Origin of the sequence: Photobacterium sp. S4TG1 (assembly GCF_036040035.1) — a bacterium.
Taxonomy (GTDB): Bacteria; Pseudomonadota; Gammaproteobacteria; order Enterobacterales; family Vibrionaceae; genus Photobacterium.
The window spans coordinates 526,670-542,376 of the sequence record NZ_JAYXUH010000001.1; the positions used below are offsets into that span (position 1 = coordinate 526,670).

The following is a 15,707-nucleotide window of genomic DNA, read 5'->3' on the forward strand; positions in this document are numbered from 1 at the left end:
CAATATTCAGCCTGCTTCATTCATTTTAGCAATTAATTACTTAATATTGCTTATTAATGACAAACGCAGTTTCTCCACCCAAGGGGGTCTGGCTACTTTGACCGTACCAATCCCCTTGTTTAGTCATTACGTTACCATCGCTATCAACACGTGCTTTAATGATCATCTCTGATAATGATGATAGCTGTCGTTGTGGAATCATGCTGTCTTTATCCGTTAACGTTATCGTTAATGGGAATGTAGTCGACAACGGTAATTTCACAGCAGCAATCGGCATTGGCGAGCCGTCAGCATCATGAACCGAAATAATAATCGTACCTTGCTTAGGTAACACGACGTTTTTGCCTAGCGCTATAGTAGCAGTAACTTGCTTATCTGTATCGATATTTTGCGTTTCTGTTGGCGCTGTTTTTGCTTCATCAATTGCAGTTGGATCTGGTGCAACTGTTGAGCCATCAGCACCATTAATACGCATTTTTGCACGTTCAATACTACGGGTTAACATTGGTGTACGTGAATCATTAGGCCCAATTAGGGTTTTCATCATCGTCCAATAATCAACAGCTTGTTGGTAATGTTTTTGCTCAAATGCATCAAATGCTAATAGTGATAGTGCTTGAACGTTTGTATGATCAGTCTTGATCACTTGACGTAAAAGTTGGCGCGCAAGCTCACTTTGACCAGGCTTACCACTTAACATTAATGTTTGTGCGTAACCTAAACGAATAGCGGTATCAACTGGGTTAAGATCATACGCACGTTTCATTGCCATTTCAGCCGTTGCACCATCACGATTAGCAATCGCAATACGACCTAACAATAACCATCCCATTGGATCATCACCGTCTTTGTGCAATTTAGTCCGTAACGCTAAAGTAAGATCCGACATATCTTGATCAGACAGTGGTTCATTAGCGGCGTTATCACCCATTAAACGTTGAGTAAGCTCGGGTAAGCGATTCACGGCTTGGTGCCATGCTTCCACTTTAGCACTGCTACCTACAGCACCATAAACACCATAACAAATACCCACAATTAAAATAAGGCCAGGTACAACCATTGCTGGACTAACATGCGTTGCTTGCTGCTTTTCAGTAACAGGCAAGTCATCAAGCAATGTTTGTTGTAAGTCAGACACCATATCTTGCTGACTATCGACTAAACCTTCTTGTGATTCTTCTTCAAGCTCATGAATACGATCTTTAAAGAAAGCTTTATTAAGCTCATCTCGGCTTGCTACATCGTCATATTCTTTACCGAAATACATCGGAATTACAAAGATGGCGATAGCAATTAAAACCAAAACAGCGGTTAAAATCCAAAACAGCGTCATTTATTTACCTTTGTCTGATTATTGGTAGCTTCAGTATCTTGCTGCGCCATTTCAGCCAACAACCCCTGCAAACGTTCCGACTCAACATCATCAAGTGGCTCATCTTTACTTAACTCAGTTTTTTTACGTGAGCGATAAACCAAGATGCTAAAACCAATCACAATAAAACCAATAGGACCGGCCCATAGGATCATTGTTGATGCAGTCACTGCGGGATCGTATGTCACGAAATTACCGTAGCGTGCAATCATATAATCAATGATTTGTTGATTGGTTTTGCCTTCTTTTAACAGCTCAAACGTCTTCATGCGCATATCTTCAGCTAAAGTCGCATTAGAATCGGCAATACTGTTATTTTGGCATTTAGGACAACGTAAAGTCTCTGTTAGCTCTTGAAACTGCTTCTCTTGTGCTGGATTTTTAAAATCGTACACATCAATCGCCGCCAATGCTGGCGCAACCATTGAGAACGTCAATCCCAGAGCAAACATCAAAGCAAAAAAGCGTTTCATTATGCTTTTGCCTCCGTTTGCGTGTTGTTACTTTTTGCCTCTGCTTGTAACTTCTTATAAAGAGGCTCAAGGGTCTTTTTCCAGTTTTCTGGATTAACATCCCCCACATGGCGGTAACGAATAATACCATTCGCATCAATTAAGAAGGTTTCAGGCGCACCATAGACACCAAGATCCATGCCTAACATGCCATTACCATCAAACAAAGAAATCATATAAGGATTACCTAGCTCTTTAAGCCAGTTAATCGCTTTAGGTCGCTGATCTTTGTAGTTTAAACCAATGATCTTTACATCTTGTTTTGCCAATACATTCAAATATTGGTGCTCAGCATAACAAGTAGGACACCACGTCGCCCACACGTTCAATAGCAGCGGTTGACCTTTAAAAATTGTTTGCTGATATTCTTTACCCGGCTCAAATAAATCTTCAAGCTTAAATGCAGGAACAGGTTTACCCACTAATACTGATTCAAGTTTTGTTGGATCATCACCTGCAGCGTTACGGCTTAGTTGGACCATAAACATCACAACTAACGCCAAAAACAATACTAAAGGAATAAATAATAGCTTCTTATTCATTAGTTAGCTTCGCCTCCGATTTTTGATCATTTGCAGCAATATTAGCAGGCTTACGGAAACGGTAACGCTTATCGCTGATTGCAAAAGCACCACCTAGTGCCATTAAGAACGCACCCATCCACATCCAATTAACAAATGGTTTGTAGTAAATACGTACAGCCCATGCGCCGTCATTACCTAAACGCTCACCCATTGCAACGTATAAATCACGGGTAAAACCGCTATCAATCGCCGCTTCAGTCATCATTGAACCAGCAACGGTGTAGTAACGTTTTTCAGCGTGTAATGTTGTAATATCAATACCACGACGACTAATTTCAAAGTCAGCCACATAACCATCATAGTTAGAGCCATCTGCATCACGTAAGCCAGCAAAATGGAAATCATAGCCTTTAACGTTGACTGATTGTCCTGGTGACAAACGTAAATCACGTTCAATACCGTAATTAGATACTAACGTCATACCTATAATAGCAACCGCTAAACCTAGATGACCTAACATCATTGCCCAGTGGCTACGTCCTAGTTTACTCAAACCTTCAAGGAAAGAATGACGGTGAGTTGCACGGCGGTAAATTTCAACAAGGTGAAGAACAATAATCCACACCGCCATCATCACACCAACAACAGCTAATGGCTCAACAACGCTAGCCGTTAAGTAAATAACTAAGAATGAGAATGGAACGGTAAATAGCGCACTCCATAACATTGGTTTAGCAATTGAAGCAAAGTTGTCACGCTTCCAACGAACCAGAGGACCGATACCCATTAAGAATGAGAACGGCACCATTAACCACGTAAATAGAGTATTAAAGAACGGTTCACCAATAGATACAGAACCTAAGCCTAATTGCTTATGAACTAATGGTAATAGTGTACCAATCAGTACCACTAATAATGCGGCAACTAATAGTAAGTTATTAGCTAACAAGAAGTTCTCACGAGAGAACAATGCATAGTTACCACGAGAACGAATTTGGCCGCCACGCAGTGCATAAAGTAGTAGTGAACCACCAATAACCACGACTAAGAAGCCAAGAATAAACATACCGCGTGATGGATCTGACGCAAATGCGTGTACAGAAACCAACACACCTGAACGAACTAAGAATGTGCCTAATAGGCTCAGTGAGAAAGCAGAAATAGCCAGTAATACTGTCCACGCTTTAAATGTGCCACGCTTTTCAGTTACTGATAATGAGTGCATTAGTGCCGTACCCGCAAGCCATGGCATTAATGATGCATTTTCAACTGGATCCCAGAACCACCAGCCGCCCCAGCCAAGTTCGTAGTAAGCCCACCATGAGCCTAGTGCGATACCTAAAGTTAGGAATGACCATGCTGCAATTGTCCACGGACGTGACCAGCGAGCCCAAGCCGTATCTAAACGACCTGTCATTAATGAGGCAATAGCAAATGAGAATGCAACAGAGAAACCAACATAACCCATGTACAACATTGGCGGATGAACAATTAAACCGGGATCTTGAAGCAATGGGTTTAAGTCACGACCTTGTACTGGAAAATCTGGCAATGTACGCAAAAATGGATTTGATGTGACAATGATAAACAGTAAGAAACCCACAGCTACCATACCCATAACGGAAAGTACACGCGCTACAGCCTCTAGAGGCATACCACGGCTAAATCGAGCAACAGCTGCTGCCCAACCCGCTTGGATTAGTACCCATAGCATCAATGAACCTTCATGGCCGCCCCATACTGCGGTTAAACGGTAATACCATGGCAGTAAACTGGTTGAGTTACTGGCAACATACGCTACCGTAAAATCATTGCTATAGAACGACCAGCTTAAAATACCAAACGACAATGCAAGCATGCCGAATACTCCGTAGGACAGTGGACGTGCCATACGCATCATTGCTTGGTTACCAACCGTGGCACCATACAATGGGTAAATGCTGGCCAGCACCGATAGCGCCAGTGCGGCTATAAGTGCGAATTGGCCTAATTCAGGGATCATTGATCACTTACCTTGTAGTTGTTCTTCAGTGTACTGAAGTCGTTTATGGTTTATCTTCATTGCATCTGCCACTTCTGGTGGCATATATTTTTCATCGTGCTTTGCAAGTACTTCACTTGCTTTAACTGTCGTAGGGTTAATTAACACGCCCTGCGCCACAATACCTTGTCCTTCACGGAACAGATCCGGTAAAATACCATCATAAATAACAGTAACTGATGGGCCGATATCAGCCACTTTGAACGTAATTCGTAATGATTTAGGATCACGTTTAACCGACCCTTTTACGACCATGCCGCCAATACGTAATCGCTGCCCAACCTCAGGCTTTGCGCCACCATCGGTCTTACCGTTAATTAATTCTGAAGGCGTATAGAATAGGTTCATGTTTTGGTTAAGCGCGTATAACACCAGTCCAACTGTAGCACCGAGTCCAAGCACTAACGCCAGTACAATCACTAAACGTTTTTGACGTCTTGGGGTCATAGAGTGTTCTCCAATTTTTGGGCTTCTTTAATGCGTTGCTCACGCGCCATTTTATTGTTTATTTCGCGTAACAAGCGTCGTTTAGTTGTTAAGCTCGAAAATAAAATCCATAACATAGATAGAAAAGAAATCGCGTAGGCACTCCAAACGTAGCCCGCATATCCACCCATCGCAAAAAAATCATTTATAGAATCAAAATACATAGCTATCTCACTTCACCAGTTTCTGTACCCAAGGGCGATGACTCTCACGTAGTAGAATTTCATTACGTAACCGCACCAGCGTAACAGCCGCAAAGAAACAACCAAAACCAAGTAACATCACCAACAATGGCCATAACATATCGTTTGACATTGAAGGTTTGCCAAATTTAGAAATCGTTGCACCTTGGTGTAAGGTGTTCCACCATTCAACTGAATAGTGAATAATTGGAATATTAATCACGCCTACAATCGACAAAATACCCGCGGCTTTTGCGGCTGTTTTGTGATCGTCAAATGCGTTATACAATGCAATAACACCAAGATATAAAAACAATAAAATCAGTTCAGAGGTTAAGCGAGCATCCCAAACCCACCAAGCACCCCACATCGGTTTGCCCCAAATAGCTCCGGTAATAAGAGCAATAAAGGTAAACACTGCGCCAATAGGAGCCATTGCAGCAGCAGCCATATCTGACATTCGAATTTGCCACACAAGACCAATGAAAGAAGAAATAGCCATTGTTACATAAATACTCATCGACCAAATTGCAGCGGGTACATGAATATAAATAATTCTAAAGCTATCACCTTGTTGATAATCGGCAGGAACAAATAATAGTCCCCACACAGATCCCACAAGAATAGAAATCAAAGCGATAATAGAAAACCAAGGCAACAACTTACCGCATAGACGATAGGTGTTTTCTGCTTTAGCGTAGGGATGTAGCCACTTCCACATAATGCTCTCAACTTATAATCAATAATAAATACGTCACTGAGAGCAACATCATCGCTCTCGCTTTCTTCACTGCGCTTCCCCTCTTTGAGGCCGCCACATTAAAGAAAAAATTCATTGGTTAATGGACACTGATCCTTAATGCTGCGGCAACAGCAAAAGGAGCTAAGGTCAATGAACCGACTAACATCGCGCCCATAATAGCTAACTGTCCATCATAAGCCATGCCGAGACTTGCTGCCTCAATCGCCGAGGTAGCGAATATAAGCACAGGTATATATAAAGGCAGTATGAGCAGGCTCAATAAAACACCACCTTTTCGTAATCCAACCGTTAACGCCATACCAATGGCGCCCAAAAAGCTCAATGTAGGCGTACCAATCAGCAACGTTAATAATACCGCGATCCAAGTATGTAAATTAAGTGATAATAGAATCGCTAATAACGGACTGATAAGAATCAACGGTAATCCTGTCAGCAACCAATGCGCAACCATTTTAGCAAACGCTGCTACCGATAGTGGCGTTGGCATGAGCAACATTTGCTCTAATGAACCATCTAAAAAATCATCACGGAACAAACGTTCCATCGATAGCAATGCCGCTAACAACGCAGCCACCCAAATAATACCTGGTGCTATACGCGCTAATAAATTAGGCTCAGGACCAATACCTAACGGAAACAACGTAATAACAATAATAAAAAACCACAGCGGGTTAAAAATATCCGCTTGTCGACGATAAGCGATTAACAACTCTCGACGAATAATTTGCATAAGGGTGTTAAGCATTATTGTTATTATCCTAGCTTAATTTTTCTTAAACGGTCACTGTCAACAAACATGTCTTGGTGAGTGGTTAACAACACCATTCCTCCGCGCTCTGCATGGGATAAAAATAGCGCTTCAAGCACTTTTACACCTTGCTTATCTATCGCTGTTAATGGCTCATCAAGTACCCATAATTTATGATTACTTAGCCATAATCGAGCCAATGCAACCCGACGTTGTTGGCCCGCAGAAAGTTGTCCTGCACTAATATCTTCACGGCCAGCTAAACCAACATGTGCCAGCGCCTGCCATAGTGCATCATCACCATTGACTTTAGGTGTTCCTTTGAGATCGGAGCCTTGTTCACAGGTATGCATTGCCTGAAAAAAAGCCAAGTTCTCAAAGGCCGTAAGCTCACGCTTTACGCCTGTTTGGTGACCTAAAAATAATAGTGCTTGGTGATAATCTTCGCGTGCGGTCGCAATATTTTCATTACACCACAACACCTCACCACTATCTGGATAGCCTAAACCTGCGATAATCCTTAATAAGGTTGTCTTACCGGCACCGTTTTGACCTTCAATTTGAACTAATTCACCACTTGAAATAGTGAAGTTTAATTCATCAAATAATACACGTTCATCACGAACACAGCTCAAACTTGCTACTGACAACATAAAATGATGTATCCTAGGTGCCACAAAATAGCCGCATAGTACCACAACGGCTAACAAATTGACTAAACTGCTCAGCTTCTTAATCGTTAACTAACGTAAGTAAATGTGAAATAAATGCAAATAAAAACATTACCCAACATGCCTACGTCTTTAGAAAAACTTTCGACAATTGAAACAGTTAACGAAGTATCTAAGCCTTCACATTTAGAATCGTCATCAATAATTGCTAACAACCACTCAAAATTTATATCTCAAGTGCCGCAATTATTATTATCTATGAATAGCTTGCAACGATTAGTTACAAATTTATTAGTTCCGTTAAACTTAGGTACAGTTAAGTCAACCCAATCAACGCCTCAATTACTACAACAGTTATTTAACCAATTATTATTGCCAAACAACCAAGCAACATTAATCACCTGGTTACGGCACAATACCGGTCATCAAACTTTAGCAACTTTATTACTACAACTGTCGCAGCCATCAAGCCTGCTAAATCAATGGTTAAGCCAACTGAGTCCTGAACAACAACAAGAGTTCAGCGCATTGTTGCGTCTTGCTGGTGAACAACGGGGGCCAGAAAGCCAACGCTCACCGGATAATAACAATATCCATCTGCAGTGGGTGCAAGACAACGGTCAAACGGTATTACTACAAATAAACAATCGTTCACATAAGAAAACAAATGTTGTTAAGAATAACAATAGTCAATGGACCGTCAAATTGAGTTTACCTATTGGTGCAATAGATATTATGAATGTTATTGCTTGCTGGCATCAACAACAGCTAAGTACATGCTTTGAATGCACCAATCAAACGTTATTACATCATATTGAACGAGTAACACCGTATTTAATTTCACGATTACAACAACTAGGTATAAATAGCACCCCTCCACAGTATAAATTAGCGATTACCCAACAACACAACTTGCCAGCTGTCGCATCAGGTCTCTCTATAAAAGTGTAATAACAAAAGGTATGATATGACAAACAAAACAACACCCAATGCTCAACAAGCTATTGCACTGCGTTATGACGGAGAACAAGCTCCTTATATTGCCGCTAAAGGTTACGATAAATTAGCACAACATATTATTGCGCAAGTAAAACAGCAAGGTGGGTTAATTCATCAAGATCCAGTACTCGCACAGTACCTTAATAGCTTTGATCTTAATGATCATATACCGCCAGAGTTGTATTTGATTATTGCTGAATTAATTGCATTTTCATGGTACCTAAACGGCAAAACCCCTCCGGGATGGGAAGGGTTTGAAAATATTGATATTACTGCATAGTTCAATATGTAGAACGAGCATTAACGTCGATAATGTTGCGGCATACTTTTTTGTAAGCTCAGCATCAATTCTGCTTCCGCTTTTGGTAAGTCGCATTCTTTCATTAGTTCGTTAACATCCGCCCCCAGTTCAACCATTTTGCTTGCACGACTGTATAGTCGTCCACCAGAGTCATTCATGGCGATCTCGTTTTGGCGTTCTTCAACCCTTTCCAACTGCTCAATCATATCAACCAATTTATTGCTCATACCAATACTGCCAGTACGTAATTCATTAAATTGTTTGGTTAAGCCTTCATGTTGTAAGCGGCCATTTTTTAATACTTTTTCAATAGCTGAAAATTTCACTTCTAATGCTTTTCGCGCTTGACGTTCACGGTTAATTAATACCGCAGCCGTTATCGCAATCACCACTGAAATCGCAACAGGTAACCATTGCTGAAGTATTATATCCATTACAAATATGCGACCTCATCCCACTCGTCTTCTGACAACAGTTTGTTTAAATCAACCAAAATCAATAATTGATCATCATGGTTGCTCACTCCTTGAATAAATTTGGCACTTTCTTCGGTACCGACACAAGGAGTACTATCAATTTCAGAATTACGCAGATAAACCACTTCTGCTACACTATCGACAAGAATACCAATCACTTGTGTTTCAGCTTCAATGATCACAATTCGAGTGCTATCAGAAATATCACCGAGTTGTAAACCAAAGCGAGCACGAGTATCAATAACGGTAACAACATTGCCACGTAAATTAATAATACCGATCACGTAATCTGGCGCACCAGGGACTGGCGCGATATCTGAGTAACGTAACACTTCTCGCACTTGCATAACATTAATGCCATAAGTTTCGTTTTCTAATTGAAAAGTCACCCATTGCAAGACGTGATCGTTAACGCCATCTTTCTGTATTTCCGTTATATTTACTTGGGACATAGTCTTTCCTCTTTAATGCCTCAACTCGCGCCACTATTAACATCTAAGCCTTTATTCAACATTTGAATTAATGCATCAACATGGATCAGAGCACACATTTTTTGTTTTACCATTCCCGCTAACCACGGCCGCTTACCCGCTTGTTCTCGCCAACGGAGATCAGTTGGCATCAAGGTTTGCGTACCATGTAATTTATCGCAGGCTAATCCCCACTGGCTGTTACCTAACATCACCATATAATGATAATTATCGCGATAATCATCATTCGTTAACTTATCAGCCATTACCCAACGCGCGGTATCAACCACATCAACATGGTATTGTGGTAACGGTGCTAAACCTAAATACCAAGCAGGACGACCGACAATATGGTTCAGTTCTCCAAGTTGGTAAATGGCACCTAACTCAGTTAATGCCACCGCAAACATCATGCCATTAACTTCAAAGAACAGCGCTTGGAATGACTGCTGCTGGCCAAGATGTTGCCATGTAACAACCGTTGGTTCTGGTTCTGGTTCTGGTTCTGGTTCTGGTTCTGCATTCATCACAATCACAGCTTGAGGTTCAACATCAACCTGCGTTGGTATTTGATCTAATAACTGTTGTAGTTGCTTTGTTGATACCGGTTCACAAAAGGCTGTCGGTTGAGTAGCAGACACAGGTTGTGGCTCGGCGTCTAACAACAAATCACCAAAATAATCGTCTAATGCCTGTTCACTGGTTAACGGTTTCTTATTCATCGTAGGCCAACCTTGTTAAATGACTCAGGAGGGTTTTATAAGCAAACACTCCACGACAGTTATGAGCATACAATGATGGTGGCATGTGTTTTATACTGGCATCACGAAACTTAGTATCAATAGGAATAGCAGACATCCACACTTGATCGGGGTAACGTGTTTTTAAGTCTTGTAACGTTTGCAATGATGCACGAGTACGTTTGTCATACATCGTCGGCACGATGGTGACATCAAATCCTGATGGCTTAGAACGCTGCATGATCTGCAAGGTACGCAACATTCTCTCTAAGCCTTTCATGGCTAGAAATTCTGTTTGTACTGGTATCAAAATTCGATCACTAGCAGCCAATGCATTGACCATCATCACCCCTAAAATTGGCGGACAGTCTATTAATACATAATCATAATCAGCCGCTACACTGTGTAAGGCTTTTTTTAAGACTAACCCCATGCCACTACGATTGCCCATTGAACGATCTAAAGTCGCTAATGACATATGGGCAGGAATAATATCTATATTTTTAAATGTGGTACTTAAAATCAACCCTCTGACACCATCACGCGTGATTTCAGGCAGTTGAAATAAATCAAACAAACTAGCGGGCACGTAATCCGCATCGAAATTTAAATATGTCGTCAATGAACCATGTGGATCGGTATCAACAACCAATACGCGTTGATTCTGTTCACTTAATAATCCAGCTAATGCTATGGTAGTGGTCGTTTTCCCTACTCCACCCTTTTGGTTTGCAATACTCCAAACAACCACCGTCAACTCCTCACGACAAACCCAATTCAATTAAAATACATTCAGCAATACGGTCGAGGGGAAGATCATGACTAGAAATGCCAGCTTTAGCAACCGCTTGTGGCATACCATATACTACACAGCTATCTTCATCTTGTGCCCAAACGGTCGAACCATTAGATTTTAACATTCGTGCACCTTCGCGTCCGTCAGCACCCATGCCCGTTAATACTATCGATAGCACTCGATCATTAAACACTTTTGCTGCTGATCCAAACGTCACATCAACACACGGTTTATAATTCATTCGGTCACCACCATCAATAATTCGTAACCGTGCTCCGACATTACGACCATCAACCATCATCTGCTGTCCGCCCGGCGCTAAATAAGCAACACCAGCACGTAGTATATCGCCATCTTGGGCTTCTTTTACTTCTATACGGCACAAGTTATTCAATCTAGCGGCAAAAGCGGCGGTAAATGTCACCGGCATATGTTGAACTAACACAATTGGATGCGGAAAATTAGCCGGTAATTGAGTCAATATTTTTTGTAAAGCAACTGGACCACCGGTAGAAGTACCAATAGCGACTAACTGATATTTTTTCCCTGATGCGCGAAAATGAAATGGCATTGATGACGTCATTAGCGAACTCGCTATTGCTGAACCAGTCAATGCACGTCCAACACTTGAAGTAGCAGTAGTGTTTGGTGTTGCCATCACCTTAGTTGCTGTGGCTGCGGTATGACGCACAGAAGGAATAGATACAGGCTTGGTTGTCGTGGCTACACTACTATTGCGGCGTAAATAAAACCGTTTCCCCGCTAATTCTGCTACACGTTTTTGTAATAAATCGACAGCATCATCACGGTTACGGGCAATATCTTCAAATTTTTTCGGTAAGAAATCTAATGCGCCAGCATCTAAGGCATCTAATGTTGCTTTAGCACCAGCTTGGGTTAAAGAAGAAAACATCAAAATAGGGGTTGGGACTATTTTCATTATTTCACGGACAGCCGTAATACCATCCATCACTGGCATTTCAATGTCCATCGTAATAACGTCAGGCTGCAACGCTTTAACTAACTCGCACGCTTCTTTGCCGTTAGTGGCATTACCTACAACAGTTAATCGAGGGTCTACATTAATAATTTCACTGACACGCCGACGAAAAAAACTTGAATCATCAACAACTAACACCTTTATTGCCATTTGTTTTCATTCCTTTACATAAACAATACCGCAAGCCTAAACACTGGCGGTTTACGGGGTATCATTGTTAATAATTAACGTCTTACATAATGATTTAATAAATTAGGCACATCTAAAATAAGCGCAATATGACCATCACTAGTAATAGTTGCCCCAGCCATTCCGGGAGTGCCTTTTAATAATTTATCTAATGGTTTAATCACGACTTCTTCTTGGCCAATCAAACTATCAACCACAAACCCAACCCGTTGGTGACCCGTTTGTACAATCACAACATGACCAAAACTATTATGCTGATTGTTTGTTGTTGATTTTTTTGACAACCAATCTTGTAAGTAAAATAATGGAATCGCTTTATCACGCACAATAATGGTTAATTGACCGTCAACGGTATGGGTTTTGGTCAAGTCTAAGTGAAAAATTTCATTCACATTTGCTAACGGCAAGGCAAAAGGTTGCTGAGCGACACCAACCATCAATGTTGGTAGAATCGCCAATGTTAACGGTACCTTAATGTCAATACGTGTCCCTTTTCCTAAGGTAGAATCAATCACGATTGAGCCATTAAGTTGGTTGATACTGGTTTTAACCACATCCATACCAACACCGCGCCCTGAAATATCTGAGATTTCTTTTTTGGTTGAAAAACCCGGTGCAAAAATCAGATTATAAGCATCATTATCACTCAAGCGTGAAGCTGCATCGTGATCCATCATGCCACGATCAATCGCGATTTGACGCAATCTATTGGCATCCATACCACTACCATCATCTGCAATAGTTAATCGAATATGATCCCCTTCTTGCGATGCCGATAATAGCACTTTACCAATGGGTGATTTACCCGCTAACTCTCGTTCTGCAGGCATTTCAATACCATGATCCACTGAGTTACGGACTAAGTGTACTAATGGGTCAGCAAGTGCTTCTACCAAGTTTTTATCAAGGTCAGTATCTTCACCCACCATCTCAAGTACTATTTCTTTATTAAGACTACGGGCTAAGTCACGCACCACACGCGGAAAACGACCAAAGACTTTCTTAATTGGCTGCATGCGGGTTTTCATTACCGCCCCTTGAAGATCCGCAGTCACAACATCTAGGGTTGATACCGCTTTTGACATTTCTTCATCGGTGGTATTTAAACCTAAGCTAACCAGTCGATTACGCACTAATACCAACTCACCCACCATATTCATAATGATATCAAGAGTAGAAGTATCAACACGTACCGTCGTATCTGCTGGAGGCTTAGGTTTTTCTTTCGTTACTGGTAATGGTGAACGATTTACAGCTTCACTCGCAATGGCTGATGCAGCTGACACGGGATGTTCAGTTACAGTATGCTCAGTTACTAAAACTTCAATAATCGGTGTACTGTCGACTGCTTTATTCGCGGCAGCGGCATGATCGACTTGAGGAGCACAACCAATACCATGTAATTCATCTAATAAGCTTTCAAACTCATCATCAGTCATTAAATCATCGCTAACAACGGCAAGGTTTTCATTTTCACTAGACGGCATGGGGGGCGTAACTGATGTGGTCGTCGAAATATCAACCGCAGCAAACGAACTGCCAGCACCGGGAGCATTGCCACTACCATGTAATTCATCTAATAAACGTTCAAACTCATCATCGGTAATATCATTACTTTCAACACTTGTAACAGTATTAGCGATAACAGCGGTTGATGACGACGATGGTGAATTACCTACACCATGCAATTCATCTAATAAGCGTTCAAATTCATCTTGAGTGATATCGTCAACAGAATTAGCCGCAATTGCACTTGTTGGTGTAGCAGCCGCAAGAGGTTGATGACTAACCAGCGCGGTTTCAGCCATTGTCTTTTCAACAATATCAACTGTTGCTTCAGCTGCTGCCGGCGGTAAACTATAATGATGCAACTGATCCAACAAAGTTTGATCAGCCTTACTTAACGGTTGATGCTCTTGTACCTGAGCAAACATCACATTAATACAATCTAACGCTTCTAAAATAACATCCATCAATTCTGATGTTACTTTGCGCTTTCCTGTACGTAGCAAATCAAAGACGTTTTCAGCACCATGACAAGCATCAACTAATTCAGTCAAAGATAAAAAACCAGCACCGCCTTTTACCGTATGGAAACCACGGAAGATAGCGTTTAATAATTCACTGTTATCTGGACTACGTTCAAGTTCAACCAATTGCTCAGACAATAATTCAAGGATCTCTCCGGCTTCAATCAGAAAGTCTTGTAGAATATCTTCATCTAAATTAAAACTCATAAATTCCCTCTAAAATCCAAGACTTGAAAGTAAATCATCAACATCATCTTGCGATGAAACCGTATCTTTACGTTGCTGAGGATTAATAATAGGTCCTTCTGCGGTAACACCAAGTGGCAGCGGTTCTACGTTAGAAGATGGCGCTTGCTCTATTCCAAATGCTTGCAGAATATCTAGCATTCGATCTTCAACTTCATGCACTAAAGAGATCACTCGTCGTATGACTTGCCCGGTAAGATCTTGAAAATCTTGAGCCATTAAAATATCAGTTAAATGCTCACGTAATAACGAACTATCTTGATCAACTTGGAGCAGTAACGCATTAATATCATGACAAAGCTGTTTAAAATCCGTTAATGCAATTTGCCCCACCATTAATCGCTGCCATTGTGGATGAAGACTATGCAGTGTTTGTTGTAATTGTTCAGCTATCGGCAGGGTTATTTCGACCGCATCCATAGTACGGTTAGCTGCCGCTTCTGTTTTATCAATTACATAAGATAAACTATCACGCGCATCAGGAATGTCAGTTTTTGCTAAATCATTCCAACGCGGATCAAGCCGAAAACTCACCAATGAATCATGCAATTGCCGAGTCATTTTTCCGACTTCCTCATACATAGGCGCATGATGACGTTCAACTAAAGTTTGCATGAGTGTATTGGCTTGTTGCTGCTGGTTTTGTTCAAGCAACACCACTAACTGCTGTGCTTGCTCCAATGAAATCATGGTTATATTTCCCTATGCCAAAACACAATCATTATTGTAATCGTTCAAAAATCTTCGCTAGTTTTTCTTTTAACGTCACTGCATTAAACGGTTTTACAATATAACCATTCACACCAGCTTGTGCGGCTTCAATGATTTGTTCACGCTTCGCTTCAGCAGTAATCATTAACACAGGTAAATGCTTTAATTGCTCATCCGCACGAATCTGACGTAGTAAATCAATACCTTGCATTCCTGGCATATTCCAATCCGTCACCACGAAATCAAAATCACCACGTTTTAATAACGGTAATGCCGTTAAACCATCATCCGCTTCTACCGTGTTATTAAACCCTAAATCACGCAGTAAATTTTTTACAATTCGACGCATTGTTGAAAAATCATCAACAATAAGAATTTTCATGTTTGTATTCAAAATAGCCTCCACAGCGAAACCTGTGTTGTTCTTAGTTATAAAATAATTGTGGTTTA

General features: G+C 41.1%; 19 protein-coding genes. 2 read left to right on the forward strand and 17 right to left on the reverse strand.

Annotation, left to right across the window (positions count from 1 at the left end; translation table 11 throughout):
* Positions 1-40: 40 nt before the first annotated feature.
* The 9 genes from ccmI to ccmA form a co-directional block, all read right to left on the reverse strand.
* Positions 41-1,333, reverse strand: a complete 1,293-nt coding sequence (gene ccmI / locus VXS03_RS02510; RefSeq protein ID WP_327761804.1) for a c-type cytochrome biogenesis protein CcmI — start codon at positions 1,331-1,333, stop codon at positions 41-43.
* Positions 1,330-1,845 carry a cytochrome c-type biogenesis protein gene (locus VXS03_RS02515; protein ID WP_327761806.1) on the reverse strand — a complete coding sequence of 172 codons (516 nt, stop codon included), beginning with the start codon at positions 1,843-1,845 and terminating at the stop codon, positions 1,330-1,332. Before VXS03_RS02515 ends, ccmI begins: the two co-directional genes overlap by 4 nt.
* Positions 1,845-2,426 carry a DsbE family thiol:disulfide interchange protein gene (locus tag VXS03_RS02520; protein ID WP_327761808.1) on the reverse strand — a complete coding sequence of 194 codons (582 nt, stop codon included), beginning with the start codon at positions 2,424-2,426 and terminating at the stop codon, positions 1,845-1,847. Before VXS03_RS02520 ends, VXS03_RS02515 begins: the two co-directional genes overlap by 1 nt.
* Entirely contained in the window at positions 2,419-4,410 is a 1,992-nt protein-coding gene (locus VXS03_RS02525; protein ID WP_327761809.1) for a heme lyase CcmF/NrfE family subunit, read from the reverse strand. The genes VXS03_RS02520 and VXS03_RS02525 overlap by 8 nt, the downstream gene beginning before the upstream one ends.
* A gap of 3 nt (positions 4,411-4,413) precedes the next feature.
* The gene (ccmE, locus tag VXS03_RS02530; protein WP_327761810.1) at positions 4,414-4,896 is read right to left on the reverse strand and encodes a cytochrome c maturation protein CcmE; all 483 of its coding nucleotides are present in this window, start codon (positions 4,894-4,896) and stop codon (positions 4,414-4,416) included.
* Positions 4,893-5,099 carry a heme exporter protein CcmD gene (gene ccmD, locus VXS03_RS02535; protein ID WP_327761811.1) on the reverse strand — a complete coding sequence of 69 codons (207 nt, stop codon included), beginning with the start codon at positions 5,097-5,099 and terminating at the stop codon, positions 4,893-4,895. The genes ccmE and ccmD overlap by 4 nt, the downstream gene beginning before the upstream one ends.
* A 7-nt stretch (positions 5,100-5,106) precedes the next feature.
* Positions 5,107-5,838 (reverse strand): heme ABC transporter permease, encoded by a 732-nt coding sequence (locus tag VXS03_RS02540; protein ID WP_045039253.1) that lies wholly within the window; start codon positions 5,836-5,838, stop codon positions 5,107-5,109.
* Between the two features lie 118 nt (positions 5,839-5,956).
* Positions 5,957-6,625, reverse strand: coding sequence for a heme exporter protein CcmB (gene ccmB / locus VXS03_RS02545; RefSeq protein WP_080156937.1), 669 nt, complete (start codon positions 6,623-6,625; stop codon positions 5,957-5,959).
* An 8-nt stretch (positions 6,626-6,633) separates the two neighbouring features.
* Positions 6,634-7,281 (reverse strand): cytochrome c biogenesis heme-transporting ATPase CcmA, encoded by a 648-nt coding sequence (gene ccmA, locus VXS03_RS02550; RefSeq protein WP_327761814.1) that lies wholly within the window; start codon positions 7,279-7,281, stop codon positions 6,634-6,636.
* 114 nt (positions 7,282-7,395) lie between these two features.
* Here ccmA and VXS03_RS02555 point away from each other — a divergent pair, with 114 nt between their 5' ends.
* Both VXS03_RS02555 and VXS03_RS02560 read left to right on the forward strand, forming a co-directional pair.
* Positions 7,396-8,250 (forward strand): hypothetical protein, encoded by an 855-nt coding sequence (locus VXS03_RS02555; RefSeq protein WP_327761815.1) that lies wholly within the window; start codon positions 7,396-7,398, stop codon positions 8,248-8,250.
* Positions 8,251-8,266: 16 nt separating this feature from the next.
* Positions 8,267-8,578 carry an EscU/YscU/HrcU family type III secretion system export apparatus switch protein gene (locus VXS03_RS02560; RefSeq protein ID WP_327761816.1) on the forward strand — a complete coding sequence of 104 codons (312 nt, stop codon included), beginning with the start codon at positions 8,267-8,269 and terminating at the stop codon, positions 8,576-8,578.
* Between the two features lie 20 nt (positions 8,579-8,598).
* Here the strand turns inward: VXS03_RS02560 and VXS03_RS02565 are convergent, their stop codons facing one another.
* From VXS03_RS02565 to cheY, 8 genes are all read right to left on the reverse strand, one after another.
* Positions 8,599-9,033, reverse strand: coding sequence for a DUF2802 domain-containing protein (locus VXS03_RS02565; RefSeq protein ID WP_327761817.1), 435 nt, complete (start codon positions 9,031-9,033; stop codon positions 8,599-8,601).
* The gene (locus tag VXS03_RS02570; RefSeq protein ID WP_327761818.1) at positions 9,033-9,527 is read right to left on the reverse strand and encodes a chemotaxis protein CheW; all 495 of its coding nucleotides are present in this window, start codon (positions 9,525-9,527) and stop codon (positions 9,033-9,035) included. Before VXS03_RS02570 ends, VXS03_RS02565 begins: the two co-directional genes overlap by 1 nt.
* Before the next feature lie 20 nt (positions 9,528-9,547).
* A complete protein-coding gene (locus VXS03_RS02575) occupies positions 9,548-10,267 on the reverse strand; it encodes a chemotaxis protein CheW (RefSeq protein WP_327761820.1) in 720 nt (239 codons plus the stop codon).
* The gene (locus tag VXS03_RS02580) at positions 10,260-11,036 is read right to left on the reverse strand and encodes a ParA family protein (protein WP_327761821.1); all 777 of its coding nucleotides are present in this window, start codon (positions 11,034-11,036) and stop codon (positions 10,260-10,262) included. Before VXS03_RS02580 ends, VXS03_RS02575 begins: the two co-directional genes overlap by 8 nt.
* A 10-nt stretch (positions 11,037-11,046) precedes the next feature.
* Complete coding sequence (locus VXS03_RS02585; RefSeq protein ID WP_327761823.1) at positions 11,047-12,231, reverse strand: protein-glutamate methylesterase/protein-glutamine glutaminase; 1,185 nt, start codon at positions 12,229-12,231, stop codon at positions 11,047-11,049.
* Positions 12,232-12,305: 74 nt separating this feature from the next.
* Complete coding sequence (locus VXS03_RS02590; protein ID WP_327761825.1) at positions 12,306-14,507, reverse strand: chemotaxis protein CheA; 2,202 nt, start codon at positions 14,505-14,507, stop codon at positions 12,306-12,308.
* A gap of 9 nt (positions 14,508-14,516) precedes the next feature.
* A complete protein-coding gene (locus tag VXS03_RS02595) occupies positions 14,517-15,236 on the reverse strand; it encodes a protein phosphatase CheZ (RefSeq protein ID WP_327761827.1) in 720 nt (239 codons plus the stop codon).
* Positions 15,237-15,267: 31 nt separating this feature from the next.
* Positions 15,268-15,639 carry a chemotaxis response regulator CheY gene (gene cheY, locus VXS03_RS02600; RefSeq protein ID WP_080156955.1) on the reverse strand — a complete coding sequence of 124 codons (372 nt, stop codon included), beginning with the start codon at positions 15,637-15,639 and terminating at the stop codon, positions 15,268-15,270.
* Between the last annotated feature and the right edge of the window lie 68 nt (positions 15,640-15,707).